This window comes from Mesorhizobium huakuii (assembly GCF_030160235.1).
GTDB classification, from domain to species: domain Bacteria; phylum Pseudomonadota; class Alphaproteobacteria; order Rhizobiales; family Rhizobiaceae; genus Mesorhizobium; species Mesorhizobium huakuii.
Genome location: NZ_BSNY01000034.1, coordinates 151,469 through 177,135, shown reverse-complemented (window position 1 = coordinate 177,135; position 25,667 = coordinate 151,469). Strand labels below are relative to the sequence as shown.

General features: G+C 64.3%; 24 protein-coding genes and 1 pseudogene. 8 read left to right on the top strand and 17 right to left on the bottom strand.

From position 1 onward, the window contains the following. Positions 1-30 precede the first annotated feature (30 nt). Genes QQK95_RS18305 through QQK95_RS18290 form a run of 4 tightly spaced genes read left to right on the top strand, consistent with a single transcriptional unit; the run spans position 31 to position 3,630 of the window. Positions 31-1,038 (top strand): ABC transporter permease subunit, encoded by a 1,008-nt coding sequence (locus tag QQK95_RS18305; protein ID WP_284275205.1) that lies wholly within the window; start codon positions 31-33, stop codon positions 1,036-1,038. Next, entirely contained in the window at positions 1,038-1,949 is a 912-nt protein-coding gene (locus tag QQK95_RS18300) for an ABC transporter permease subunit (protein ID WP_407660576.1), read from the top strand. Before QQK95_RS18305 ends, QQK95_RS18300 begins: the two co-directional genes overlap by 1 nt. Beyond that, positions 1,949-2,800 carry an ABC transporter ATP-binding protein gene (locus QQK95_RS18295; protein ID WP_284275203.1) on the top strand — a complete coding sequence of 284 codons (852 nt, stop codon included), beginning with the start codon at positions 1,949-1,951 and terminating at the stop codon, positions 2,798-2,800. The genes QQK95_RS18300 and QQK95_RS18295 overlap by 1 nt, the downstream gene beginning before the upstream one ends. After that, positions 2,797-3,630: a dipeptide ABC transporter ATP-binding protein gene (locus QQK95_RS18290; protein ID WP_284275201.1), complete on the top strand. Its 834-nt coding sequence runs from the start codon at positions 2,797-2,799 to the stop codon at positions 3,628-3,630. The genes QQK95_RS18295 and QQK95_RS18290 overlap by 4 nt, the downstream gene beginning before the upstream one ends. Before the next feature lie 36 nt (positions 3,631-3,666). On the opposite strand, the gene QQK95_RS18285 is transcribed toward QQK95_RS18290, so the two are convergent. The 4 genes from QQK95_RS18285 to QQK95_RS18270 all read right to left on the bottom strand — a co-directional run bounded on the left by QQK95_RS18285 (position 3,667) and on the right by QQK95_RS18270 (position 7,761). Further along, positions 3,667-4,941, bottom strand: a complete 1,275-nt coding sequence (locus QQK95_RS18285) for a cysteine desulfurase-like protein (RefSeq protein WP_284275198.1) — start codon at positions 4,939-4,941, stop codon at positions 3,667-3,669. A gap of 46 nt (positions 4,942-4,987) precedes the next feature. Continuing rightward, positions 4,988-5,662, bottom strand: coding sequence for an amino acid ABC transporter permease (locus QQK95_RS18280; protein ID WP_019862987.1), 675 nt, complete (start codon positions 5,660-5,662; stop codon positions 4,988-4,990). Between the two features lie 151 nt (positions 5,663-5,813). Beyond that, positions 5,814-6,611 carry an ABC transporter substrate-binding protein gene (locus QQK95_RS18275; protein ID WP_284275193.1) on the bottom strand — a complete coding sequence of 266 codons (798 nt, stop codon included), beginning with the start codon at positions 6,609-6,611 and terminating at the stop codon, positions 5,814-5,816. Between the two features lie 388 nt (positions 6,612-6,999). Next, a complete protein-coding gene (locus QQK95_RS18270; RefSeq protein WP_284275192.1) occupies positions 7,000-7,761 on the bottom strand; it encodes an HpcH/HpaI aldolase family protein in 762 nt (253 codons plus the stop codon). 123 nt (positions 7,762-7,884) lie between these two features. Here QQK95_RS18270 and QQK95_RS18265 point away from each other — a divergent pair, with 123 nt between their 5' ends. After that, on the top strand, positions 7,885-8,979 hold the full coding sequence (locus tag QQK95_RS18265; protein WP_284275190.1) for an LLM class flavin-dependent oxidoreductase: 1,095 nt from the start codon (positions 7,885-7,887) through the stop codon (positions 8,977-8,979). On the opposite strand, the gene QQK95_RS18260 is transcribed toward QQK95_RS18265, so the two are convergent. From QQK95_RS18260 to QQK95_RS18200, 13 genes and pseudogenes are all read right to left on the bottom strand, one after another. Then, positions 8,976-9,389 (bottom strand): RidA family protein, encoded by a 414-nt coding sequence (locus tag QQK95_RS18260; protein ID WP_284275187.1) that lies wholly within the window; start codon positions 9,387-9,389, stop codon positions 8,976-8,978. The genes QQK95_RS18265 and QQK95_RS18260 overlap by 4 nt on opposite strands. A gap of 64 nt (positions 9,390-9,453) precedes the next feature. After that, a complete protein-coding gene (locus QQK95_RS18255) occupies positions 9,454-10,602 on the bottom strand; it encodes an acyl-CoA dehydrogenase family protein (RefSeq protein WP_284275185.1) in 1,149 nt (382 codons plus the stop codon). After that, positions 10,602-11,414 (bottom strand): enoyl-CoA hydratase family protein, encoded by an 813-nt coding sequence (locus tag QQK95_RS18250; protein ID WP_284275183.1) that lies wholly within the window; start codon positions 11,412-11,414, stop codon positions 10,602-10,604. Before QQK95_RS18250 ends, QQK95_RS18255 begins: the two co-directional genes overlap by 1 nt. Continuing rightward, positions 11,411-11,881 carry a MarR family winged helix-turn-helix transcriptional regulator gene (locus QQK95_RS18245; protein ID WP_284275181.1) on the bottom strand — a complete coding sequence of 157 codons (471 nt, stop codon included), beginning with the start codon at positions 11,879-11,881 and terminating at the stop codon, positions 11,411-11,413. The genes QQK95_RS18250 and QQK95_RS18245 overlap by 4 nt, the downstream gene beginning before the upstream one ends. Then, a complete protein-coding gene (locus tag QQK95_RS18240; RefSeq protein ID WP_284275178.1) occupies positions 11,875-12,648 on the bottom strand; it encodes an SDR family NAD(P)-dependent oxidoreductase in 774 nt (257 codons plus the stop codon). Before QQK95_RS18240 ends, QQK95_RS18245 begins: the two co-directional genes overlap by 7 nt. After that, positions 12,645-14,939 (bottom strand): bifunctional salicylyl-CoA 5-hydroxylase/oxidoreductase, encoded by a 2,295-nt coding sequence (locus tag QQK95_RS18235; RefSeq protein WP_284275177.1) that lies wholly within the window; start codon positions 14,937-14,939, stop codon positions 12,645-12,647. Before QQK95_RS18235 ends, QQK95_RS18240 begins: the two co-directional genes overlap by 4 nt. A gap of 141 nt (positions 14,940-15,080) precedes the next feature. Continuing rightward, positions 15,081-15,679 (bottom strand): annotated as a pseudogene (locus QQK95_RS18230) (VOC family protein). A 78-nt stretch (positions 15,680-15,757) separates the two neighbouring features. Continuing rightward, a complete protein-coding gene (locus QQK95_RS18225) occupies positions 15,758-16,594 on the bottom strand; it encodes an ATP-binding cassette domain-containing protein (RefSeq protein WP_284275175.1) in 837 nt (278 codons plus the stop codon). After that, positions 16,587-17,465 (bottom strand): ABC transporter ATP-binding protein, encoded by an 879-nt coding sequence (locus QQK95_RS18220; protein ID WP_284275173.1) that lies wholly within the window; start codon positions 17,463-17,465, stop codon positions 16,587-16,589. Before QQK95_RS18220 ends, QQK95_RS18225 begins: the two co-directional genes overlap by 8 nt. Further along, positions 17,462-18,304: an ABC transporter permease gene (locus QQK95_RS18215; protein ID WP_284275171.1), complete on the bottom strand. Its 843-nt coding sequence runs from the start codon at positions 18,302-18,304 to the stop codon at positions 17,462-17,464. The genes QQK95_RS18220 and QQK95_RS18215 overlap by 4 nt, the downstream gene beginning before the upstream one ends. Continuing rightward, a complete protein-coding gene (locus QQK95_RS18210) occupies positions 18,297-19,304 on the bottom strand; it encodes an ABC transporter permease (RefSeq protein WP_284275169.1) in 1,008 nt (335 codons plus the stop codon). Before QQK95_RS18210 ends, QQK95_RS18215 begins: the two co-directional genes overlap by 8 nt. 89 nt (positions 19,305-19,393) lie before the next feature. Further along, a complete protein-coding gene (locus QQK95_RS18205; RefSeq protein ID WP_284275167.1) occupies positions 19,394-20,923 on the bottom strand; it encodes an ABC transporter substrate-binding protein in 1,530 nt (509 codons plus the stop codon). A gap of 111 nt (positions 20,924-21,034) precedes the next feature. After that, positions 21,035-22,609, bottom strand: a complete 1,575-nt coding sequence (locus tag QQK95_RS18200; protein WP_284275164.1) for a phytoene desaturase family protein — start codon at positions 22,607-22,609, stop codon at positions 21,035-21,037. Between the two features lie 119 nt (positions 22,610-22,728). On the opposite strand from QQK95_RS18200, the gene QQK95_RS18195 reads away from it, so the two are divergent. The 3 genes from QQK95_RS18195 to QQK95_RS18185 are packed head-to-tail and all read left to right on the top strand — an operon-like array spanning position 22,729 to position 25,629. Beyond that, a complete protein-coding gene (locus QQK95_RS18195; protein WP_010913233.1) occupies positions 22,729-23,520 on the top strand; it encodes a cyclase family protein in 792 nt (263 codons plus the stop codon). 55 nt (positions 23,521-23,575) lie between these two features. Beyond that, the gene (locus QQK95_RS18190; RefSeq protein ID WP_284275156.1) at positions 23,576-25,147 is read left to right on the top strand and encodes a phytoene desaturase family protein; all 1,572 of its coding nucleotides are present in this window, start codon (positions 23,576-23,578) and stop codon (positions 25,145-25,147) included. Further along, positions 25,147-25,629, top strand: coding sequence for a MarR family winged helix-turn-helix transcriptional regulator (locus QQK95_RS18185; RefSeq protein ID WP_284275154.1), 483 nt, complete (start codon positions 25,147-25,149; stop codon positions 25,627-25,629). The genes QQK95_RS18190 and QQK95_RS18185 overlap by 1 nt, the downstream gene beginning before the upstream one ends. Positions 25,630-25,667: the final 38 nt, after the last annotated feature.

Here is a 25,667-nt window from a genome sequence, read left to right as displayed (position 1 = left end):
ACGGCGCTCTAGAGCGCCGTCCCCTTCGCCATGCTCAAATATATTCTTCACAGAATTGCACTTTTGATCCCGACGCTTGTCGGCATCACTATCTGTGCCTTCGCCTTCGTCAGGCTGCTGCCTGGCGATCCTATTCTTGCCATGGCCGGCGAACACGGCGTGGCGCCCGCGCGTTACGAGGAACTCAAGGAACAGTTCGGCTACAATCTGCCAATCTGGCAGCAATATGCCCGCTATGTCGGCGAGGTCGTGACCGGTGATTTCGGCGTCTCGATTTCGTCCAAGCGCCCGGTGCTCGAAGAGTTCAAGACGCTCTTCCCGGCGACGCTGGAATTGTCGTTCTTCGCCATGATTTTCGCCATGGTGCTCGGCATTCCGGCCGGCATCTTCGCGGCCGTCAAACGCGGCTCGTGGTTCGACCAGTCGCTGATGGGCACGGCGCTCGTCGGCTACTCCATGCCGATCTTCTGGTGGGGCCTGCTGCTGATCATCTTTTTCTCCGGCTATCTCGGCTGGACGCCGGTTAACGGCCGCATCGACCTGCAGTACTTCTTCAAGCCGATCACCGGCTTCATGACCATCGACACCTTGATCTACGGCAAGTGGGATGCATTTCGCTCGGTATTGCGCCATCTGGTGCTGCCGACAATTGTGCTCGGCACCATTCCGCTGGCTGTGATAGCGCGCCAGACGCGCTCCGCCATGCTCGAGGTGCTGGGCGAGGACTATGTACGGACGGCCCGAGCCAAAGGCCTCTCGTCGGCCCGGGTCATCGGCGTGCATGCCCTGCGCAATGCACTGATCCCGGTGGTCACCACCATCGGCCTGCAGGTCAGCACGCTGCTCGCCGGCGCCATCCTTACCGAAACGATCTTCTCGTGGCCGGGCATAGGCAGGTGGATGGTCGAATCCATATCCAAGCGCGACTATGTTGTCGTGCAGTCTGGCCTGCTCTTGATCGCGCTTATCGTCATGGCCGTGAATCTGATCGTCGACGTGCTCTACGCCGTCATCAACCCACGCATAAGGGCGGCGTGATGAGCCAGTCGACCGAAATCGCCCCGATGGCCGCCGGCAACCCGGATCGCCTCACCGGACTCAGGACCTTCTGGTATTATTTCTCGGTGAACCGGGGTGCCGTGATAGGCCTGTTCATCTTCATCCTCCTCGTGCTGGCGGCGCTCTTTGCGCCGCTGCTGGCCCCCTACGCGCCGGACGTCCAGGACAAGACCGCATTCTTGCGGCCGCCAGCCTGGCAGGCAGGCGGCAGCTCGCAATATCTGCTCGGCACCGACCCGGTCGGGCGCGACATCCTTTCACGCCTGCTCTACGGCGCGCGCTTCTCGCTGCTGATCGGCGCGGTCGTGGTCTCGCTGGCGCTCATCGGCGGCATCACGCTCGGCCTGCTGGCCGGCTATTTCCGCGGCTGGGTCGACGTGGCGATCATGCGCGTCATGGACCTCATCCTGGCCTTCCCGTCGCTGCTGCTGGCGCTGGTGATGGTCACCATCCTGGGTCCCGGCCTGTTCAATGCGATGCTCGCCATCGCGCTCGTCCTGCAGCCGCATTTCGCGCGCCTTGTGCGTGCCGCGGTGATGGCCGAGAAGAGCCGCGAATATGTCGTGGCGGCGAAGGTCGCCGGCGCCGGCCATGTCAGGCTGATGCTTCGCACCATCCTGCCCAATTGCCTTGGACCGCTGATCGTCCAGGGCACGCTGTCGTTCTCCAACGCCATCCTCGAGGCGGCCGCCCTTGGCTTCCTCGGCCTTGGCGCCCAGCCGCCGACGCCGGAATGGGGAACCATGCTTGCTACGGCGCGCGAATTCATCCTGCGCGCCTGGTGGGTGGTGACGTTCCCCGGCCTGGCGATCCTGATCACCGTGCTCGCCATCAATCTGATCGGCGACGGTCTGCGCGATGCGCTCGATCCGAAACTGAGGAGGTCGTGATGGCGCTGCTGGACATCAAGAACCTCGTCGTCGAATTCCAGACCGCAGCAGGTATGTTCCGGGCGGTCGATGGCGTTTCCTTGCATGTCGACGAGCGCGAAGTGCTGGCGATCGTCGGCGAATCCGGGTCCGGCAAGTCGGTCTCGATGCTGGCGGTGATGGGCCTTTTGCCGTGGACAGCCAAGGTCACGGCCGACCGCATGAGCTTCAATGGCCGCGATCTCTTGAAGCTGAGCCCGGCCGAGCGGCGCAAGATCGTCGGCAAGGACATGTCGATGATCTTCCAGGAGCCGATGGCCAGCCTCAATCCCTGCTTCACCGTCGGCTTCCAGATCGAGGAGGTGCTGCGCTTCCACATGGGCATGGATGGTGCGCAGCGCCGGGAACGCGCCATCGAACTTCTGCGGCAGGTCGGCATTCCGGAGCCGGCGGAACGGTTGAATTCGTTCCCGCACCAGATGTCGGGCGGCCAGTGCCAACGCGTCATGATCGCCATCGCCATCGCCTGCAATCCGAAGCTTCTGATCGCCGACGAGCCGACCACCGCGCTCGACGTCACCATCCAGAAGCAGATCCTCGATCTCCTGGTCTCGCTGCAGGCCAAATACGGCATGGGCCTGATCATGATCACCCACAATATGGGCGTGGTGGCCGAGACCGCCGATCGCGTCATCGTCCAGTACAAGGGCCGCAAGATGGAAGAGGCCGACGTGCTGTCGCTGTTTGAATCGCCGAAGAGCAATTACACCCGCGCGCTTTTGTCGGCGCTGCCGGAGAACGCCGTCGGCGACCGGCTGCCGACCGTCTCCGACATGCTGTTCGAGCCGGCGCCGTCGGGAGCCGCAGCATGAGCATCAAGGTCGTCGAAGGCAAGAATATCGTGCGCGACTACCATGTCGGTGGCGGGCTCTTTCGCGCGCAGCGCACCGTGCATGCGGTCAAGGGCGTTTCCTTCAGCGTCGACAAGGGCAAGACGCTGGCCATCGTCGGTGAAAGCGGCTGTGGCAAGTCGACGCTCGCGCGCATCATCACGCTGGTCGACCCGGCGACGTCGGGTGAACTGTTAATCGACGGCAACAAGGTCGACATCGCCAGGGGCGGATTGACCAAGGAGATGCGCCGCAAGGTGCAGATCGTTTTCCAGAACCCGTACGGCTCGCTCAATCCACGCCAGAAGATCGGCGACGTGCTGGGGGAACCGCTGCTCATCAACACCGGCAAGCCGGCCGAGGAACGGCGCGACCTCGCCATGAAGATGCTGAAGAAGGTCGGCCTCGGACCGGAGCACTACAACCGCTACCCGCACATGTTCTCGGGCGGCCAGCGCCAGCGCATCGCGATTGCCCGCGCACTGATGCTCAATCCGAGCCTGCTGGTGCTGGACGAGCCGGTCTCGGCGCTCGACCTCTCGGTTCAGGCGCAGGTGCTCAACCTGCTCGCCGACCTGCAGGACGAGTTCCAGCTGACCTATGTCTTCATCAGCCACGATCTGTCCGTGGTGCGCTACATCGCCGACGACGTGATGGTGATGTATTTCGGCGAGGCGGTCGAATACGGCTCTCGCGAGGAGGTCTTTTCCGACCCCAAGCACAGCTACACGAAGACGCTGTTCGCCGCGACGCCGCGCGCCGACGTTGCCTCGATCAAGGCGAGGCTGGCGAAGAAGAAGGCGGCGGCCTGAGACTGCTGGCCGCAGCCGTCAGGCCGCCCTCGTCGATCAGGACAGCTTGGCAATGATGGCGCGCAACGCTTCGCCGAATTTGTGCACTTCCTCGACCGTGTTGTAATGCACCAGCGAGGCGCGGATGGCGCCGCTGTCCATCGACAGATTGAGGCGCTTCATCAGCCGCGGCGCGTACATATGGCCGTCGCGGATGCCGATCTGCATCTCGGCCATCTCCTCGACGATCCGCTGCGGCGACAGTTTGCCGATGTTGAAGCAGAAGGTTGGCACGCGCTCATTGATGCGGGCCTCGTCGGCGACACCATAGATGGTCGCGCCGCAACCTTTCAGCACGGCAAGCATCTCGCGCGCCAGTACCAGCTCGTAGTCGCGGATGGCGCCCATGCCGGCGACGATATTTTCGCGCCGCGAGCGGTTGTTGGAGGGGGCCAGATTGCGGCCGATCAGTTCCAGATACTGCACGGCCGCATCCATGCCCGAGACATTCTCGTAGATGAAGGTGCCGGCCTCGACCTTGTAGGGCGGCTCGTCGGGGATGAAATCCTCGCGGAAGGTCGGCAGCCGCTTCAGCGTTTCGAAGCGGCCCCAGAGGAAACCCATATGCGGCGAGAAATTCTTGTAGCCTGAGCAGACGAGATAATCGCAGCCCCAGGCCTGCACGTCGATCAGCCCGTGCGGCCCGTAATGCACGCAGTCGAGGAACACTTCCGCGCCGGCCGCATGCGCGATCTCGGCAACGGATGCGACATCGACGATCGAGCCGATCGAATGCGCCGTCACCGTGCAGGCGACGAGGCGGGTGCGGTCGGAAACCAGGGGCTTGAGATCGTCGACATGCAGATTGCCGTCCTCGCGCATGCGCCACCACTTGAACTTGGCGCCGGCGGTTTCCAGAGCCAGCCAGGTGGCTATGTTGGCGTCGTGGTCCATGTCGGTGATGATGATCTCGTCGCGTTCCGCGAGCATCTGGCCGATGCCGAGGCTGACGAGGCGGATGAACGAGGTGGCGTTCATGCCGAAGCAGATTTCCGCCGGGCTGTAGGCGTTGATCAGCAGCGCCACGCTTGTCCGGGCATCGGCGACCGACTGGTCGACGGTGACGCTGCGGCCATAGCGGCCGCCGCGCTGCACATTGTGCGAAACCAGATGGTTGGTCACCGCGTCGAGCACGCTCTGCGGGATTTGCGCGCCGGCGGCATTGTCCATGAAGATGAAGTCGCCGGCCCGCTGCAGGGCAGGAAACATGGCGCGGATGGTGTCGACGGGGAACGCGGCGGCGTTTGCATTGTCGGTTTGGTGCTTGTTCACGGGCAGGCTCCTGCGAAGAATTGGCGGTGGAGATCGGTTGGCGAGGTCAGCGCGCCTTCTCGGTCTTGAAGCGATCTTCAAGCAGGCTGACGAGGCGCACCATCGGCCAGAGGAAGATGAGATAGACCAGTGCGGCGCCGATCAGCGGCGAGGGGTTGGCGTAGAGCGACTGCGCGTTGGTCGCTTCCTTCAGGAGTTCCGGCAGCGCCACGGTCGAGGCCAGCGAGGTGTCCTTGAACATCGAGACGCAATTGCTGGTCATCGGCGGGATGACCACGCGGATGGCTTGCGGCAGCACCACCTTGCGGAGGGTCAAGAGGAAGGGCAGGCCAAGCGCCTGCGACGCCTCGAACTGACCTTTCGGAATGCTCTCGATGCCGGAGCGAAACACTTCCGCCGAATAGGCCGACATGATGAAGGCGAACGCCGTCACGGCGGAGGCCCAGGACGACAGGCGGATGCCGAGAAAGGGCAGCGCGTAGTAGATCAGGATCAGCACCACCAGTACCGGCAGGGCGCGAAAGATGTCGGTGTAGCCAACCGCCAGCCAGCGCACCGGCTTCGGCGCATAGAGCCGCAACAGGCTGATCACCAGACCGATGGGAATGCCGATGCCGATGCTCAAGATGCCAAGCAGCAGCGTGTTCAGGAAGCCGCGCAGCAGCGCCGGCAGGCTGGACATGATGACGTCGGGATTGAAGAAGGTGTCGATCAGCGACATGGGAGCGTTCCCGAACCCCAAGCAAAGGGGTGCTCAAAGTTAAAACCAATCGACCTCGCCAATCGCGAGACGGCCCGCGCGGCAGCGGCGCCGGAGCAGGAAATGAATCGTGCCGGCCTGGTAAGCCGGCACGATTTCAGTGCTTCTCCGCTCAGGCCTTTGGCAGCGGCATTTCCTTGACCGTAGAGGAATCGGCCGGCGCGTCGCTGCCGAACCACTTCTTGTGGATCGCGGCCAGCGTGCCGTCCTTCTTCATCGCCGTCAGCGCGTCGTTGAGCTTGCCGAGCAGCGGGTGGTCCTTGGTCATCATCAGGCCGTACTGTTCGCCGGTCTTGATGCGCTGCTTGACCTTCAGATCCTTCATCTTGGTGAAGGAGTATTCCATGCCCGGAATGTCACTGACGGCGGCGTCGACGCGGCCGGCGCTGAGGTCGAGCAAAAGGTTCTGCTGCGTGTCATAGCCCTTCACGTCGCTGAAGCCGTCGACTTCCTGATGCGCCTTGACCCAGGTCTCGCCGGTCGAGCCTGACAGCACGCCGACGATCTTGCCCTTGAGGTCGGCCTCGGTGTTGACAGCGCTGTCCGTCTTTGTCGCAATACCCATGTCGGAATCATAATAGGGCTGGGTGAAGGATTGCGACTTCAGCCGCTCCGCCGTGATGGTGATCGACGAGATGGCGACGTCGATGCGCTTCGAGGTGGTGGCCGCGAACAGCGCCTGGAAGCCGAGATCGGCGATATCGGTGGTCATGCCGATGCGCTTGGCCGCTTCGTTGACGATGTCGACTTCAAAGCCTTCAAAGGTGCCGCTCTCGTTCTTGTACTCGAAGGGCGGATTGGTCGGATAGGCGCCGACATTGAGCACATCGGCAGCGTAGGCGGTTGCCGGGCCGGCGGCGATGCCGATGGCGGCGGCGAGCAGGATGAGATTGCGACGTGTCAGGTTCATTTGGTGTTCCCTCTGGGGTATCCCCTCTGGTTGTTGATCGGGCGGGCTCGCCCCGCACGGTTTCTTGCCGTCCCACCTCCCAGCGGGGCGTCAATTCATAGCAGCGACCATAAGCGCTTCGCGATGGTCTCTGTATGCGGATCACGGATTTGGCCGCGCACGCCGCCGAAAGCACAGCGCGCGCTGGATGATGACTGGGGCAGCATGAACGACAAGGACCGAACCCCCGAAGCACCACGATGGACTGGCCGGCAACCCCTGCGGCACGGCGTCATCGAACTTGAATGCTATCCAAAGTGGGGCACATTTCAAGGCGAAAGTTTTAAGCTTAAAAAGCTTGGCTTACGTGTTGCTCCGGCGATACGCTTTTTTGTCTGGCCGCGCCTGTTTATGCCAATTCGTCTCGCGCCGCGGCAGCGTTGGCCGCGGCGCCGGCGCCAAGAAACATCGTGTCGCTGGCCAGCACGAAGAAACTCGCGCCGATGGCAGCCCACCGGCCGATGGCCTGTGGGCTAGCGCAAAATATGCCGGATGTCTTTCCATGTGCGATCGTGGCAGCAATGATCGTCCGGATCGCCGCATTGAGCTTGTCGGCGCCTTGCGGTCCGATCGCGTCGATCGACACGGAAAGGTCACCGGGGCCGACGAAGATCAGGTCGACGCCGCCGACGGCCGCGATCGCTTCGATGTTGGCGAGCCCCTCCGCTGTCTCGACCTGCACCGCGACGACGGTTCTGTCATTGGCGCCGGCAAGATACTCAGGAATGCGATAGCCATAGCCGGCGGCCCGGCCGGGCCCGACGCCACGCTCGCCCAGCGGCGGAAAGCGCGAGGCTTTGACCGCCATCGCCGCCTGGTCGGCGGTCGAGACGCGCGGCACCAGCACCCCTTGCGCGCCGCTATCCAGCGCCGCCTGGATGGCTTCCGGCGCATGGCCGGGAACGCGCACCAGCGCCGGCACACGATGCACGTCGGCCGCACGCACCATGGTCTCGATCATGTCACGCGAGATCTGCGCATGTTCCCAGTCGATGCAGAGGAAGTCGAGGTCCGACAGCGCCATCACTTCGACAGCGACCGGATGGGGAATGGCGGCAAACGAACCGACGAGGTTTGCCTTGCCGATGCATTTCTGGCGGAATTCGCTCATGCCGATCCCCTTTTTGGCGTCGCCCAAATTCATATCCGCAACCGGCGGCGAGGCGAAGCTATTTCATGCTTGAAATATTTTGCCGCGGGCCTAGCGTATAGCCTCCCGCCGCGAGTTCCCGAAATGATCAAAGCGCATCCCCTGCACGGCCCGAACAAACTGAAGCTCGGCGTCTTCTCGACCAATGCCGATGGCGGGCTTGCCATCACCGATGTGCCGGAACGCTGGACGGCAAGCTGGCAGGACAATCTGACGGCGGCGCAAATTGCCGACCGCGCCGGGCTGGAGTTCATGCTGCCGATCGCGCGCTGGCGCGGCTTTGGTGGCCGCAACAAGGTGCGAGAATGGTCGTTCGAGACCTTCACCTGGGCGGCGGCTCTGGCGGTGGCCACCGAACAGATCGGCCTGTTCATGACCGTGCACGTGCCGTTGGTGCATCCGCTCTATGCCGCCAAGGCGCTGGCGACGGTCGACCACATCAGCCAGGGCCGCGCCGGCCTCAACATCGTCTGCGGCTGGAACCCGAAGGAATTCGGCATGTTCGGCACACCGCTGGTCGAGAAGGGTTATGACCAGGCAGCCGAGTGGATCGAGATTCTTGAGAAGCTCTATGCGTCGGCCGAGCCGCTCGACTACGAAGGCACCTATTATCGCCTGAAGGAAGCGGTGAGCCGGCCGGCCAGCCTGCAGGCTCCGCGCCCGGTGACGATGAATGCCGCTTTCGGCGGTCCGGGCCGCGATTTTGCCGCCGCCCGTTGCGATTATCTGTTCACGACCTTTTCCGAGATGAGCGATGCCGGCAAGCATGTCGCCGACATAAGCGAACGGGCCGAAAAGGTCGGCCGTGATGTCGGCGTCTACACCGTGGCGCATGTCGTCTGTCGCCCGACGATGGAAGAGGCGCAGGCCTATTACACGCGTTACGCGGTCGATCTGGCGGACCATGACGCGGTCGACGCCCATATGGCCGGCAAGAAGGAATTCTCGCAGTCGCACGACCCGCACGCCTATGACCGGTACCGCCAACGCTTCGCCGGTGGCGCCGGCACCTATCCGCTGATCGGAACGCCGGAAACGATCGCCGCCGACATGGCCGCCATTGCCGGGCAGGGCTATCAGGGCATCGCGCTCTCCTTCGTCAACTACACGCAGGAGTTGCCCTATTTCTGCGACCACGTGCTGCCGATCTTGAGGAAGGCGGGGCTTCGGGTGACTTAGTCCGGACGAACGAGTTCGTCGGGTATCACAGCGGTCGCCTGGATCTCCACCTTGGCGCGGTCCTCGACAAGCGCCACCACCTGCATGGCGGCCATCGCCGGGAAATGCCGGCCGATCACCTCGCGATAGGCTTCGCCGAGACCCCTGAGGTTGGCGAGGTACTCGGCCTTGTCGGTGAAATACCAGGTCATCGAGGTGATGTGCCGCGGCTCGGCACCGGCCTCGGCCAGCACCGCGACGATATTTTGCAGCGTCTGCCGCACCTGGCCGACAAAATCGTCGGTTTCGAACTGGCACTGCGCGTTCCAGCCGACCTGTCCGCCGACAAAGATGAGCCGTCCACGCGCCGCGACGCCATTGGCGTAGCCGACCGGTTTGGCCCAGCCTTCCGGCTGCAGAATCTCATGCATTTGAAGCCTCCCGGTATTCCTGAAAACCAAGTCTCAAAATCGAATGCCCGTCAATTTCCCGCCGTCAGGCCGCGCCCATCACTTGCCGCGCGATGACCACTTTCTGCACGTCGGACGCACCCTCATAGATGCGCAGCGCACGGATCTCGCGATACAGGCTTTCGACGATGTGGCCTTTGCGGACGCCGTCGCCGCCATGCAGTTGCACCGCTCTGTCGATCACCTCTTGCGCCTTGTCGGTGGCGAACAGTTTTGCCATCGCCGCCTCGCGCGTTACCCGCGCCGCGCCCATGTCCTTGGTCCAGGCGGCACGGTAGACCAGAAGTGCCGCCGCATCGATGTCGAGCGCCATGTCGGCGATGTGGCCCTGCACCATCTGCAATTCTGCCATCGGTGCGCCGAACAGTTTGCGCTCGGCCACCCGTTTGATGCTCTCGTCTAGGGCGCGGCGGGCAAAGCCGAGGGCTGCGGCGCCGACAGTCGAACGGAAGACGTCCAGCACGGACATGGCGATGCGGAAGCCATCGCCCGGCTTGCCGATCAAGGAGGAAGCCGGGAGCCGGACCTGATCGAAGGACAGCCGCGCCAGCGGATGCGGCGCGATCACTTCCAGGCGTTCGGCAATGCCGAGGCCCTTGGCGTCACCAGGCACGATAAAGGTCGAAAGCCCCTTGGCGCCCGGCGCCTCGCCGGTGCGGGCAAAGACGATGTAGAGGTCGGCGATGCCGCCATTGGAGATCCAGGTCTTTTCGCCTGATAGAACATAGCTGTCGCCGTCGCGGGTCGCCGTCATCTCGGTGTTGGCGACATCCGACCCGGAGCGCGGCTCCGACAGGGCGAAGGCCGATATCGCCTTACCGGCCCGCGTCCTTGCCAGCCATTGCTGCTGGTCCGCCGTTCCGAACAGGCTGAGCGCGCCGGTGCCCAGCCCCTGCATGGCAAAGGCAAAATCGGCGAGCCCGTCATGGCGTGCGAGCGTCTCGCGCGTGATGCACAAGGTGCGCACGTCGAGCGGGCCGGGATTGTCGGTGTCGACAGCGGTCGGCTTCAGCCAACCATCCCGGCCGAGTTTTTGCACCAGCTCGCGGCAGGCGGCATCGACGTCATGGTGATCGACGGGGAGGTTCTTTTGGCACCACGCTTCCAGGCTTTCGGCCAGTTCGCGGTGGCGGTCTTCGAAGAACGGCCAGTTGAGGAAACTCTTGTCAGCCATCAATTCCCCTCGAACACCGGCTTTTCCTTGGCCACGAATGCCTTGTAGGCGCGCTCGAAATCGCGCGTCTGCATGCAGATCGCTTGTGCCTGGGCTTCCGCCTCGATCGCCTGGTCGAGGCCCATCGACCATTCCTGGTTGAGCTGCGTCTTGGTGATGCCGTGGGCGAAGGTCGGGCCGGAGACGATGCGCGCTGCCATGTCGAGCGCATCCGCCTCGAGGGAGGCCGCATCGACCAGCCTGTTGTAAAACCCCCAGCGTTCGCCTTCCGCCGCCGTCATGGTGCGGCCCGTATACAGCAGTTCGGCGGCGCGGCCCTGGCCGATGATGCGCGGCAGGATCGCGCAGGCGCCCATGTCGCAGCCTGCAAGGCCGACGCGGGTGAACAGGAAGGCCGTCTTGGCCTCCGGCGTGGCGATGCGGATATCGGAACTCATGGCGATGATGGCGCCGGCGCCGACCGCCACGCCATCGACCGCCGCGATGATCGGCTTGCCGCAATTGAGCATCGCCTTGACGAAATCGCCCGTCATGCGGGTGAAGGCGAGAAGCTGCTTCATGTCCATCTTGACCAGCGGGCCGATGATGTCGTGGACATCGCCGCCGGAGCAGAAATTGCCTCCATTGGAGAGGAACACCACGGCGTCGACATCGTCGGCATAGACGAGGTCGCGGAACGTATCGCGCAACTCGGCATAGCTGTCGAAGGTCAGCGGGTTCTTGCGCTCCGGCCGGTCGAGCCGGACCTTGGCGATCCTGCCCTCGACCTCCCAGAGGAAATGCTTCGGCTTCAGCCCGGCCATCCCGGTCATTCGCGTCCCTCCCAGTTGCTGCGGAACGAAGTCAGCATGCCGGTAAGCCTGCGGGCATCCTCCTCGCTGACCTTGCCCAGCAATTCGCCGATCCAGCCCTCATGCGCGGCAGCGATGATGGCAAAGGATTTGGTGCCTTCCTCGGTCAGCCGCACCATGGAGGTGCGGCGATCGCCATTGCGGCGGGCCCGAGCGACCAGCCCTTCTGAAACCAGCCGGTCGACAATGCCGGTGACATTGCCGTTGGAGACAAGCAGGAAGCGCGACAGGTCGCTCATCAGCATGCCTTCCGGCACGCGGTAGAGGGCCGCCATCACGTCGAAGCGCGGCAGCGTCGTATCGAATTCCTTCTTCAGGCGCTCGCGCAGTTCGGCCTCGATCGTGCGCGAGGCACGCAGCAGCCTGATCCACAGACGCAGTCGGTCCTTGCCGGGTCCCGACGGTGCGGGCAGGGGGCCGGCTACCATGTTTCGCCTCCTGAGATGGAAATTGCCTGTCCGGTGATCGATGCCGCCGCATCGCCGCACAGCCACAGCACGGCGGCGGCGACTTCCTGCGGCTGGATGAAGCGGCCCTGCGGGTTGGTCGAGGCAAGGCTAGCCCGCGCCTCGCCGGCCGAGCGTCCGGTCTTTTCGACAATACGCTGGATGGATTCTTCCAGCATGTCGGTCTCGACGAAACCCGGGCAAACCGCGTTGACGGTGACGCCGGATTTCGCGGTTTCCGCCGCCAGCGCCCGCATCAACCCGACGACACCATGCTTGGCCGCCACGTAAGGCGCGACATAGGCATAACCTTTCAACCCGGCCGTGGAGGCAATGAACACGATCCGTCCCGCCTTGCGCGCGGCCATGCCGGCCAGCGCCGGCTTCACCGTCAGGAAGGCGCCGGTCAAATTGACGTCGAGCGTCTTCTGCCAGTCGGCGAGCGTGGTCTTGTGCGCCGGCGTGCTGCCGGCCATGCCGGCATTGGCAATGACGATGTCGATGGCCCCGCGCGCGGCTTCCGCCGCCTGGTAGAGCGAGGCCATGGACGCCTCATTGGTGACATCGGCGGCGATACCGAAAATGCCTTTGCTTTCGCCGGCCACCTTGGCGAGCTCCGCCTCACGCCGGCCGCAGATGGTGACGTCGATGCCGGCACCAGCCAGCGCCAGCGCTATGGCCCGGCCGACACCGGAGCCGCCGCCGGTGACCAGCGCGTGCTTGCCGGTGATCGCTGTTGCGGCCGTCATACTTTCAGTCCCGCTGCCGCGTCACGCTCCGCCAGACGGTAGAGCTGGTCGCGCCCGGGCAGGTAGGGATCCGGCCATTTGACGCCGCGGTCGCCGAGCGTCACCGCCGCGTGCAGCGTCCAGTAGGGATCGGCCAGATGCGGCCTTGCCAGCGCCACCAGATCGGCGCGGCCGGCCATCAGGATCGAATTGACATGGTCCGGCTCGTAGATGTTGCCGACCGCCATGGTCGCCATGCCGACCTCGTTGCGGATGCGGTCGGAAAACGGCGTCTGGAACATGCGGCCATAGACCGGCTTGGCCAGCACCGAGGTCTGCCCGGCCGAGACGTCGCAGATGTCGACGCCGGCTTCGTGCAGCAGCCGCGCGATCTCGACCGCGTCGGCGGGTGTGACGCCTTCGATGCCGACCCAGTCATTGGCCGAAATGCGCATCGAGATCGGCTTTTGTGCCGGCCATGCGGCGCGCACCGCATGGAAGATTTCGAGGGGATAGCGCATGCGGTTTTCAAGCGAACCGCCATACTCATCGGTGCGCCGGTTGGTGACCGGCGTGATGAAGGACGACAGGAGATAGCCATGCGCGGCATGGATCTCGAGCATGTCGAAGCCGCAACGGTCAGCCATCTCGGCCGAGGCCACGAACTGGTCACGCACCAGATCCATGTCGGCGCGGTCCATCGCCTTCGGCATCTGGTTTTCGGCCGACCATGCGACAGCCGATGCCGCCATGACAGGCCAGTTGCCCGACGCCAGCGGCACGTCGGTGCCTTCCCAGCCGAGCCGGGTCGAGCCCTTGGCGCCGGAATGGCCGATCTGGGCGCAGATCTTGGCCTCGGTCTCGGAATGGACGAAATCGACCAGCCGCTTCCAAGCCACCTCGTGCTCGGGCGCGTAGAAGCCGGGACAGCCGGGCGTGATGCGGCCCTCCGGGCTGACGCAGGTCATCTCGATATAGACGAGCCCGGCGCCGCCCTTGGCGCGCTCGGCATAATGGGTGAAATGCCAGTCGGTCGGGCAGCCGTCGACGGCCTTGTACTGCGCCATCGGCGAGACGACGACGCGGTTCTGCAGCCTCATGTCGCGCAGCTTGAACGGCGCGAACATCGGCGCCCGGCGCAGCCTGTTGCCGCCGGCGCCCGCCTGGCGCTGGAACCATTCTTCCGCGCTTTCAAGCCATTCGGCATCGCGCAGCCGCAAATTCTCGTGGCTGATGCGCTGCGAGCGGGTCAGCAGCGAATAGTTGAACTGCACCGGATCGAGGCCAAGATAGCGTTCGACCTCCTCGAACCATTCGAGCGAATTGCGTGCCGCCGATTGCAGCTTCAGCACCTCGGTGCGGCGCGCGTCCTCATATTTGCGGAACGCGGCATCGAGGTCCGGCTCCGTTTCCACATACTCGGCCAGCGCCACCGCGCTTTCCAGGGCGAGTTTGGTGCCGGAACCGATCGAGAAATGCGCCGAGGCCGCGGCATCGCCCATCAGTGCAAGGTTTTTGTACGACCAGCGCTCGCACAGCACGCGCGGGAAATTGATCCAGGCCGAACCCCTGATGTGGTTGGCGTTGGTCATCAGCGCATGGCCGCCGAGATGCTTGGCGAAGATGCGCTCGCACACCGCTATCGATTCCTGCTGCGTCATCGCGCCGAAGCCGAAGGCCGCCCAGGTTTGTTCGCTGCACTCGACGATGAAGGTCGCGGTCTCGCTGTCGAACTGGTAGGCGTGCGCCCACACCCAGCCATGCTCGGTCTTCTCGAAGATGAAGGTGAAGGCGTCGTCGAATTTCTGGTTGGTGCCGAGCCAGACGAACTTGCATTTGCGGGTGTCGATGTCGGGCTTGAAGATGTCGACGAAGGTGTTACGCGCCCTCGAATTCAGCCCGTCGGCGGCGACGACAAGGTCATGAGTCTCCATATAAGGCTTGGGATCGGCGATATCGGTCTCGAACATCAGCTTGACGCCGAGTTCGCGGGCGCGGCGCTGCAAGAGGATCAGCAAACGCTTGCGGCCGATGCCGCAAAAACCATGGCCCGACGAGACCGTGCGCACGCCGTCATGGATGACGGCAATGTCGTCCCAGTAGGCAAAATGCTTCTTGATCCAGACGGCGCTGACCGGATCATTCTTGGCGAGGTTCTCGAGCGTTTCGGCCGACAGCACGACGCCCCAGCCGAACGTGTCGTCGGCACGGTTGCGCTCGAACACCGTCACGTCATGCGCGGCGTCCCTGAGCTTCATCGAAATGGCAAAGTAGAGGCCGGCTGGACCGCCGCCGAGAACCGCAACCTTCATCCGTGCGATCTCCTCTTCGCTTGCTGCCTCGTGAGTATCGCGCCGGCGGTAAAATATTTCAAGCTTAAAGTTTTATATCGAAATCATTGTGCTGATGCCGGCTAGAGCGCTTGCGGGTCGTCCCGCAAGCGCGCCAAAGGATCACTTCTCCGGGTTCTTCGGGCTCCACAGCACCGTCTCGGCACCCTTCTCATAGGCCATGCCGTCGGGATAGCTGATCGCTTCCAGTTGCAGCCCCAGGGCGCCTGGAAATAGAGAATGGTCTGGCCGGCGGCGGGTCCTTGCTTGACCGGCAATGGCCCCATGCGCGTCTTGACGCCCTTGCCGTCGAGATAGGCCTTGGCGGCGGCGACGTCGTCGACATAGAAGGCGATGTGGAAGCCGCCAATGTCGCTGTTCTTCGGCGTCAGATCCTTCTGGTCGGGCGCTGTGTATTTGAACAGCTCGATGTTCGATCCATAGCCGCAGCGCACCATGGTGATCTGCTCGATGACTGCCTTCGGATCGACGCCCAGAAGATCCTGCATGAAGGTGCCCTTGTCGTCGGCAAATGGGCCGAACGACATAGCCTTCTTGCAGCCGACCACCTCGGTGAAGAAGTCGACCGCCTGCTTCATGTCAGGAACGGTGATGCCGGTGTGGTCGTGGCCGCGCATGCCGGGGATCGAATCCGCCGAGGCAATGCCGGCGCTGCCAAGGACAGCGGCGGCGAGCGCTGCATTTCGAAGTATCGTCTTCATGTCAGTCCTCTCCATTTGGCGGGACCTGGGTCTTTGCGGTCGCATGTCCGAAACCCGCTTTTCGGCATGCGTATGCATTCATGTCGGGGCCTTGGCGGCGGCCGGAATGTCCAGCCAGCCGGCGTCGATTTCGGGCAGCGGAATGGCTGCGATGAGGTCGCGCGTGTAAGCCTCTCTAGGATTGTCGAACAAGGCGTCGGTGGCGCTGACCTCGACGATCACGCCTTCGCGCATGACGATGACTTGCCGGCACAGCCGCCGGATGACCGACAGGTCGTGGCTGATGAAGGCGACGGTCAGGCCCATCTCCGCCGCGAGCTTCTCCAGCAGCGTGAGGATCTGCGCCTGCGTCGAGACGTCGAGACCGGAGACGATCTCGTCGGCCAGCACGAATTTCGGCGACAGCGCCAGCGCGCGCGCAATGCCGACGCGCTGGCGCTGGCCGCCCGACAGTTCATGGCGGTAGCGACTGGCAAAGCTCTGCGGCAGCCCGACCCGCTGCAGCGCCTCGGCGACGCGCGCCTTCAGATTGTCGCCAAGGCCGTTCTGCCTGAGCGGCGCGGCGATGATGCTGGCAATGGTGCGGCGCGGATTGAGCGACGACATCGGATCCTGGAAGATCATCTGCAGGTCGCGGCGCAGCGGCCGCAGCTCCGCTTCCGGCAGATGGGTGATGTCGCGACCCTCGAAGCTGATGCTGCCGGCGCTCGGCTCCAGCAGCCTGACCAGCGCGCGCCCAAGCGTCGACTTGCCGGACCCGGATTCGCCGACAATGCCGGTCACCGAGCCCTTCGGCAGGTCGAAGTCGAGCCCCTTCAGGATCTCGGCCAACGGCGCGCGGCCGATCAGCGGCTTGCGCGTCATGTCAGGCAGCGCGACCTTCAGCCCGCGCACGGAAAACAGCGGCTCAACCATGCGGCCGCCTCCACGCCAGGTCTGCTGCCGCGATCTCGGCGGCAAGCCCAGCCAGCACCGCTTCGTCCACGGGTTTCAGCGAAGCAAACGGGTCGGTGTAGCGCGGCGTCGCCGCCATCAGCGCCCGCGTGTAGGGGTGCTGTGGGGCGGCGAAGAGCGCGGCCGCATCGGCCTCCTCCACCACCTTGCCGGCGTAGAGCACCGACACTTTCTGGCTGATCTTGGCGACGACGCCGAGATCATGGGTGACGAACAGGATCGCTGTGCCGTGCTCTCGCTGCAACGCGGCGATCAGGCGCAGGATCTGCTTCTGCACCGTGACGTCGAGCGCCGTGGTCGGCTCGTCGGCGACGATCAGCCGGGGCTCCGCGGCGAAGGCGGCCGCGATCAGCACGCGCTGGCGCATGCCTCCGGAGAGCTCATGCGGATAGCTCTTCAGCACGCGCTCTGGGTCGCGGATCTGCACCTCATCCAGCAACTGCCGGATGCGCATGTCGGCCTTCTCGCCGCTCCAGCCGAGGATGCGCACCAGCCGGTCGGTCATCTGCGGGCCGATGCGGCGCGACGGGTTGAGCGCGGTCAGCGGATCCTGCGGGATCAGCGCCGTGCGGGCGCCGATCAGCGTGCGGCGTGCCTTGGGCTGCAGCCTGCCGAGGTCTTCGCCTTCCAGCAGCATGTCGCCTTCGACGATGCGCACGCTCGACGGCAACACGCCGAGCACCGCCTTGCCGATCATCGTCTTGCCGGCGCCGCTCTCGCCGACCAGCGCGCGAACCTCGCCAGGCTGCACGGAGAGCGACACAGAGCGCAGCACGCGCTGGCCGTTCGGCAGCACGGCGCTGAGATTGGCGATGTCCAGACAGGCGCTCATCGCAGCACCGGATCGAAACGCGCTTTCAGCGCTTCGCCGAACTGGCTGAACGACAGCACGGTGAGGATCAGCGTGATCAGCGGAAACACCAGCACCCACCAGGCCTGGTGGATCGACAGCCGGCCCTCGGCGATGATGCCGCCCCAGGTCGGATCGTCGGTCGAGATCGACAGATTGACGAAGGACAGGATCGCCTCGACGATGACGGCGATGCCCATTTCCAGCGACAGCAGCGCCACGATCGATGGCACCACATTGGGCAGCACTTCGCGCAGCATGATGCCGATGCGGCCATAGCCGGCGATGCGGGCGTTCTCGACATAATCCATGCGCGACTGGCCCATCGCCTCGGCGCGGATCACCCGGCAAAAGCGCGTCCAGTCGATGATGGCGATCGCCAGGATGACGGAACTGAGGCCGGTGCCCAGCACCGCCACCAGCAGGATGGCGAACAGCACCGGCGGAAACGCCATCCAGATGTCGACGATGCGCGAAATGATGCGGTCGGCCCAGCCGCCGAAATAGCCGGCGATCAGTCCGAGCGTCGAGCCGACGAGGCAGGCGGCGATGGCCGCCGCGAAAGCGACGATGAAGGCGATGCGGCCGCCGAAGATCAGCCGCGAGAGCAGGTCGCGGCCGAGGCTGTCGGTGCCGAGCCAATAGCCAGGCTCGGCGCCATCGAGCCACAAAGGCGGCAGCCGCTCCAGCATCAGATCCTGCGCCAGCGGATCCTGCGGCGCGACCAGCGGCGCGAAGATCGCCGCCAGCAGCGCCAGCAGCAGCCAGCCGCCGGCGAGCCACAGCCTGGGGCTCAGTCCACGTCGTGAGGCCCTATCCATGACGCAGCCTCGGATTGAGCAGCGCGTACATCATGTCGACCACGAGATTGATCAGCACGAACAGCAGCGCGAAGACCAGCACGATGCCCTGGATCAGCGGCAGGTCGCGGTTGATGACGGCATCGATCGCCATGTTGCCGAGGCCTTCATAGGAAAACAGCCGCTCGACGATGACGGTGCCGCCGATCAGGAAAGTGAACTGCACGCCGACCAGGGTCAGCGTCGGCAAAGCCGCGTTCTTCAGCGCCTCGCGCAGGATGACCTGCGTCTCGGAAAAGCCCTTCACCCGCGCCAGCACGACATAGTCGAGGTCGAGCACTTCCTTCAGCGACTGTTTCAAGAGCTGCGAGATGATCGCCGCCAGCGGCAGCGCCAGCGCGACCGCCGGCATCAGCATGTGTTTCAACAGGTCCCAGGTCAGGTCGAAGCGCAGCCGCAGCAGGCTTTCGAAGAAATAGAACTGGGTGACGAAGGGCAGGTCGAGCTGCGGCGACACGCGGCCCGAAATGTCGAAGATCGGCACCAGCACGCCGAACAAGAGGATCAGCACCAGGCCCCAGAGGAAATCGGGAATGGAGAGCGCCGCGCCGCTGGCGATGTCGATGCCGGCTTCCACCGCCGTGCCGCGTTCGCGCGCGCCGAGAACGGCCGTCGTGCCGCCAAGCGCCACCGCCATGATCAACGCGACGATGGCCAGCTCCAGCGTCGCCGGCAGCCGGTTGAAGACGAGCCCGAGCACGTCCTGCCGCAGCGAAATCGAGGTGCCGAAATCGCCCCTGACGACGCCGGACAACCAGATGAAGAATTGCTGCACGATGGTCTTGTCGAGCCCGTAGAGTGCGCGCAGCCGGGCGATGTCGTCATCCGTCGCGCCGGGCGGCAGCATCATGGCGATCGGATCGCCGGGCGCGACGCGGATCACGACGAAGACGACGACGGCCACGCCGAACAGCGTGATCAGCATCGTCAGAAGACGGATCAGGAATCGTTGCAGGAGCATGTAAATCTTTGCAGGAGCCCACTGGCTCGTATGCCTGGTAGAATATGCGCGCCGTCGCTATGGACGGCGCGCGGCAAGCCAGGCCGATATCAGGCCGGGGTCATCAGGGCCGGCAGCAGCGCACCGGAAATGTGCTGCACGACATTGACCTTCTTCGAGTGCACGATCGGCTGTGCGTACTGGATGAGCGGCAGCACATAGGCCTGTTCGGCGATGTACTTGTCGACCGCTTTCCAGCCGGCGATGCGCTTGGCCTCGTCCTTCTCGCCCCACAGCGGGCCGATCTTGGCGTCGAGGTCGTCGGTCTTCCAGGACGAGTGCGGCGAGGGCCCGAACATGGCGAAGCCGGTCGACGTGGTCGGATCGCCGATGGAATTGCCCCAGTTGTAGAACGCCGCCGGCGCCAGCTTGTGGGCGGCGCGCAGTTCGTAGTGCTTGGCGATCTCGTAGACCTCGATCTCGGCCTCGATACCGACCTTGCGCCACATGCCGACGATCGCCTGCACCATCTCGTAATCCTTGGGCTTGAAGCCCTTGGTCGTCTGGATGGTGAACTTCGCCGGCTTCTTGGTCGAATAGCCGGAGGCGGCAAGCAATTCCTTGGCCTTTTCCGGATTGTGCTCGACCTTGATCGACGGATCGTAGGCGGCATATTCCGGCGTCTCCAGCGTGTCGATCGGCTGGCCGTAGCCGCGCAGCAACCGCTTGACCAGAAGCTCCTTGTCCACTGCCATGACCGCTGCCTGGCGGACATTCTTGTCGAGCATGGCGTCCTTGTTGTTGAAGAAGATCATGCCGATGTCGGAGACATTCTTGATCGAGCCGGCAAGTCCGTCCTTGGCGATCAGCCGGTCATATTCCTCATAGGGGATTTCGAGCGTCACCTGCGAGGAACCGGATTCGATCTCGGCGACACGGCTCGCCGCGTCGGTGACGAACTTGATCGTCACATTCTCGAAAGCCGGCTTGCCGCCCCAGTAGTGCGGGTTGGCCTTCAGCCGCAGGAAGGCGTTGCGCTCGAATTTCTCCACCATGTAGGGGCCGGTGCCGATCGGCGCCTTCTCGAAACCTTCCGCACCCACCTTCTCGTAATAGGCCTTCGGCAGGATGTAGCCGGTCAGGAAAGACATCCACTTGAAATAGACCGGGTCGAACTGCACCACGTCGCCCGTGATCTTGTTGCCGTCGATCTTGAAGTTGTTGACGTTCTTCCAGACGAACTGGATCGGGTTGCCGGTCTTTTCGTCGCCCGCGCGCTGCAGCGACCAGACCACGTCCTCGGGCGTGAAGGGTGAGCCGTCATGCCATTTCACGCCCTCGCGCACCGTCATCATCACCTTGGTGCGGTCGTCGTTCCAGCCCCATTCGGTGAGCAGGCCGGGTGCGAAGGACAGGTCGGGCTTTTGCGGGATGATCTGGTCGAACACCGACTGGTAGAGACCCTGGATCGTCGGATTGACGGCCGAGGGTCCGGTTGTCGGATCCCAGGACGGCAGGTTGACATTGTAGGCGATGGTCAGTTCACCGGCGGCGGCCTTGGCCATTTTGGGCAGGCCAACCGCGGCCACGCCAAGTGCCGCGGCACTGTATCCCAGCAATTCGCGTCTGTTGATTTTCATGGTCGTTCCCCTTGTTGGTTATTGTCTTTGCGCGGCACTATCCGTTCGTTGGTTCAGGCTTCGTGGGCAGCAGCGCCTTGCCTCTCGTCGCCTCGATAAAATCGTCGGAGCCTACCTCCCGCCAAGCTGTTGCGCGAGCATGAAACCCGAGGCCGCGCCGGTGCCGGCGCCCGGCCATGTCGCGGCTCCCGTGAGATGCAGATTGCCGACCGGCGTGTTCCAGCCGGCATAGCCACGCGCCGGGCGGAACAAAAAGTTCTGCGCCAGATGGTGGCTGCCGCAGACCTGGTCGCCGCCGACAAGGTTCGGGTTCTCGCGCTCGAGGTCGATGGGCGAGAACACCGAGCGGCCGAGGATTTTGCTCCGCAGGCCGGGCGCATAGGTCTCAATGATGCCGAGCACGCGCTCGGCGTAGGTGTCCTTCACCTGGTCCCAATGTCCGGCCGCGATCTTGCCTGCGGCATCGCCCAGGATCTCGGCAGGCAGCATGCGCACCTGCACCCACAGCACATGCTTGCCCTGAGGCGCGCGGGTCGGATCGATCGCGGTCGGTTGGCCGACGACCAGCACCGGTTCGTCAGGCAGGGTGCCGGCCATCGCCTGCTGATAGGTGCGCGACATGGCGTCGAGCGACGGCGACAGATGCACATAGGCGAACTGCCGCAACTCGGCCCCGGCACGCCAGTCCGGCAGGTCGTCCAGCGCCAGGTGGATCATCATCGTGCCTGGCGCGTACCGAAACTTTTTCATCGCCGTGTCGAAGCCGGCATTGCCGGAACCGCCGGACAGCAGCCTGCCGGCCAGTGCCTTGGGCGCGACGCCGGCGATAACCGCTTTGGTCGCGGTATGCGTTTCACCTGAAGCGAGCCGCACCCCGGTCGCCTTGCCGGCGGAAATGGTGATCTCGGCCACTTCGGCGCCTGTGACGATCTTGCCGCCGGCCGACGTCACCATGCCCGACAGCGCGCGGATGATCGTATCGGCCCCGCCCTTGCCCAGCACCATGCCGAAGCTTTGGTTGGCCATCGATTCCAGATAGGGGAACACCGCGCCGCCGGCGATGTCGGGGGCGAAATCGAGATGCATGCCCCAGGTGGCGAGCGTTGCCCGCACATGCGGCGACTCGAACGTCTCCTCCAGCCAGGCGCGTGGCGACGACAGCAGCAGCCGGCCGGTGTCGAGCGCGCCGGACATGCCCTTCTTGCGCCACAGGTTCCACGCCGTGCCGGCCAGCGCGCGGGCGCTCATTGGCGAACCCAGCAGCCGGAACAGATGTTCGGCCTCGGCCGGGAAGGCGGCAACCAGCCGGAGCCATGCTGCTGCGTCGGCGGCGGAGAAGGCGGCCATCCGCGTGGCGGTTTTTTCCAGGTCGTTGCTGACGCCGAACCAGCGTCCGTCCGGAAAGGCGCTGGCGAAACAGTCGGCGACCGGGGCGAATTCCAGTCCCTGTGCTTTCAATTCATTTGCATATTTCCGGTGGAAGGCAGAGCCGGCAAACAGGCTCAGATTCATCGCGCCAAAATCGTGCCGGAAGCCCGGAAGGGTGAATTCGCGGGTCTGGACGGCGCCGCCGATTGTTGCGTTGCGTTCGAAAATCCCGGTTTTCCAGCCTTTGAGCGCCAGATGCGCGGCGCATGCCAGACTGTTGTGGCCCGCCCCGACAAAGATGGCGTCGAACTCGCTCACGCCCCGTTCCCATTTCCTTTATGCTTAAAGATAATTGCAGATGCATATGTTTTCGTCTAGTAGGATATTAAGGGCCGAGACGAGCCTTGATCATCATCGAAAAGAGGGAACAGAAGACCATGGACACCCAAAAACTCCTCGGCGAAGTCGCCGGCCAGTTGCTGTCAGGCGCCATCAAGGTGGTTGACCTTTCGGCGCAACTCGGGCCCGACACGCCGCTGATCAAGCTGCCGCCGGAACTCGCCGTCGACACGCCGAAGGTCGAGATCCATTCGATCTCCCGCTATGACAAGAACGGTCCGTGGTGGGCGTGGAACTGGCTGAAGCTCGGCGAGCATTCGGGCACGCATTTCGATGCGCCGCAGCATTGGATCACCGGCAAGGATTATCCGGACGGCGCCACCGACACCATCCCGGCGCAGAATTTCGTCGGACCGGTCAATGTCATCGACTGCTCCAAGGAAGCCGCCGCCGACCATGATTTCCTGCTCACCGTCGACCACATCAAGGCGTGGGAAGCCAAGCATGGCGCCATCAACGCCGGCGAATGGGTGGTGATGCGCACCGACTGGTACAAGCGCAACGGCTCGGAAGCCGAGTTCCTCAATGCCAACGAGACCGGCCCGCACACGCCCGGCCCGACGGCCGAGGCCATCCAGTACCTGATCGCCAAGGACATCAAGGGCTGGGGCTCGGAGACGATCGGCACCGATGCCGGCAAGGCCGGCGGCATGGAGCCGCCATTCCCGGCGCACACGCTGATGCACAAGGCCAATCGCTACGGCCTCGCCAGCCTCTGCAATCTCGACCAGCTGCCGCCGAAAGGCGCCATCCTGATCGCGGCGCCGCTCAAGATCGAGCACGGCACCGGCAGCCCGATCCGCGCGCTGGCGCTGGTGTCGGGAAAATAGAGCGAGGGGGTCTTCGGGAGAAGATCATGCGCCCGACGGTCGAGAGCAACTGTCAATGAAAGCGCCCGATCACATCATCGTCGGCAGCGGCATCAACGCGCTGGTCTGCGCGGCGATGCTTGGCGGGAAGGGCGCCAAGGTGCTGGTGCTGGAGCGTAACGACCGCATCGGCGGCTGCATGCGCACCGAGGAGATCACCGCGCCCGGCTTCATCCATGATGTGATGGCGACGACCTTCGTGCTGTTCATCACCTCACCGGCCTTTGCCGCATTGGGCGGCGACCTTGCCCGGCACGGGCTGGAGTTCTGCCACACCGGGACGCCGACCGGCGTGCTGCGGCCGGACGGCAGCCACGCCGTGCTCAGCACCGACCGCGCCGCCAATGTCGCCGCCCTCAATGCGATCGCGGCGGGTGATGGCGACCGGCACGCCGACGATGTCGGCGGCATCGAGCGCAATGCCGGCCTGCTGTTCGGCCTGCTCGGCGGCAGCCTGTGGTCCTACCCGACTGCCAAGCTTTTGGCCGGCGATGCCTGGCGGCGCGGCTCACGGGGCCTTGCCGCCTTTCTCGGTGAAGCGCTGGTGCCGGCGCGCGGCTGGCTGGAAAGCACCTACCAGTCCGAGACCATCCGCGCGCTCTGGGCGCCCTGGGTGCTGCATGCCGGGCTTGCGCCGGAAGATGCCTTCTCCGGCCAGATCGCCAAGGTTATCGCCTTCGCGCTCGAAGCCGCAGGCGCCCCGATCGTCAAGGGCGGGGCGAAGAACCTGCTGTCGGCCTTCGAGGCATTGATCGTCGAGCGGGGGGGCGTCATCTCCACCGAAGCGGACGTTGCCTCCATCATCCTGGCTGGTGGTCGCGCCACCGGCGTGCGGCTCGCCTCCGGCGAAACGGTCCATGCGAAAAAGAGCGTCATCTGCTCGGTCACGCCGACGCAGCTTTATGGCCGGCTGCTGGGCAGCGAGGCACCCAAGGCCGATGCCGAGGCGACCCGGCAATACCGCTACGGCAAGGGCAATTTCCAGATCCACTATGCCCTGGACAGACCACCGGCATGGCGCGGCGAAGGACTGGACATGGTGGCGCTGCTGCACCTGACGCCGGGGCTCGATGGCGTGTCGAAAGCCTGCAACGAGGCGGTGCGCGGCTTGCTGCCGGACGTGCCGACCATCTGCGTCGGCCAGCCGCACGCGCTCGACCCGTCGCGCTGCCCGCAAGGCAAGGCGATCCTATGGCTGCAACTGCCCGAGGCGCCTCGCCACATCAAGGGCGATGCCGCCGGCAAGCTGCAGGCCCCGGCTGACGGGCAATGGACCGAAGCATTGCGCGAGGCCTATGCCGACCGCGCCGAAGCGATCCTCGCCAGCCACATTGACGGCTTCAAGGACAGTGTGATTGCGCGCCGCGCCTATTCGCCGGCCGATCTCGAAGCGATGAACATCAATCTGGTCGGCGGCGATCCCTATGGCGGGTCGTCGACCATCGACCAGTCCTTCGTGTGGCGGCCGTTCAAGACCAGCCGCAACCACCAGACCGGCATCAAGGACCTCTACCATATCGGCGCCTCGACTCATCCGGGCGCGGGTCTCGGCGGCGGCTCCGGCTTTCTCCTGTCAGGGAGGCTGTGATGGAGCAGAAGGTAGCGGAAAAGCGCCAGCGCATTTCGACGCTCGGCCAGATCGGCCTGCAGCAATTCGCGCCCTATCTGATGAACCGCATCATGGGCCGCTACAACGCCACCTTGCGCGACGATTTCCGCAAGCAGGGCCTGACCATTCCGCAGGTGCGCACGCTTGCCGTGCTGTCGGTCACCGACGGCGTCACCGTCAACGATCTCTCGGTCTACACGGTCATCGAGCAGTCGACCTTGAGCCGCACGCTCGACACGTTGGAGGGGCAAGGCTTCGTGCGGCGCGAGCAGGGTGTCACCGACAGCCGCATCCGCCATGTCTTCCTGACCGATGAGGGCCGCGCCGAGTTCGCGCGCGCATGGCCGGCCATGCATGACGCGTTCGAGGCGATGTTCGACGACATCGACGACGCCGAATATGCGGCACTCATCGCCACGCTCTTGAAGATGCTCAAGAACATTCGCAAGCACGACATCTAGACGTACGCGCCGGCGGGCATCGGCCGGCAACGGAAGGT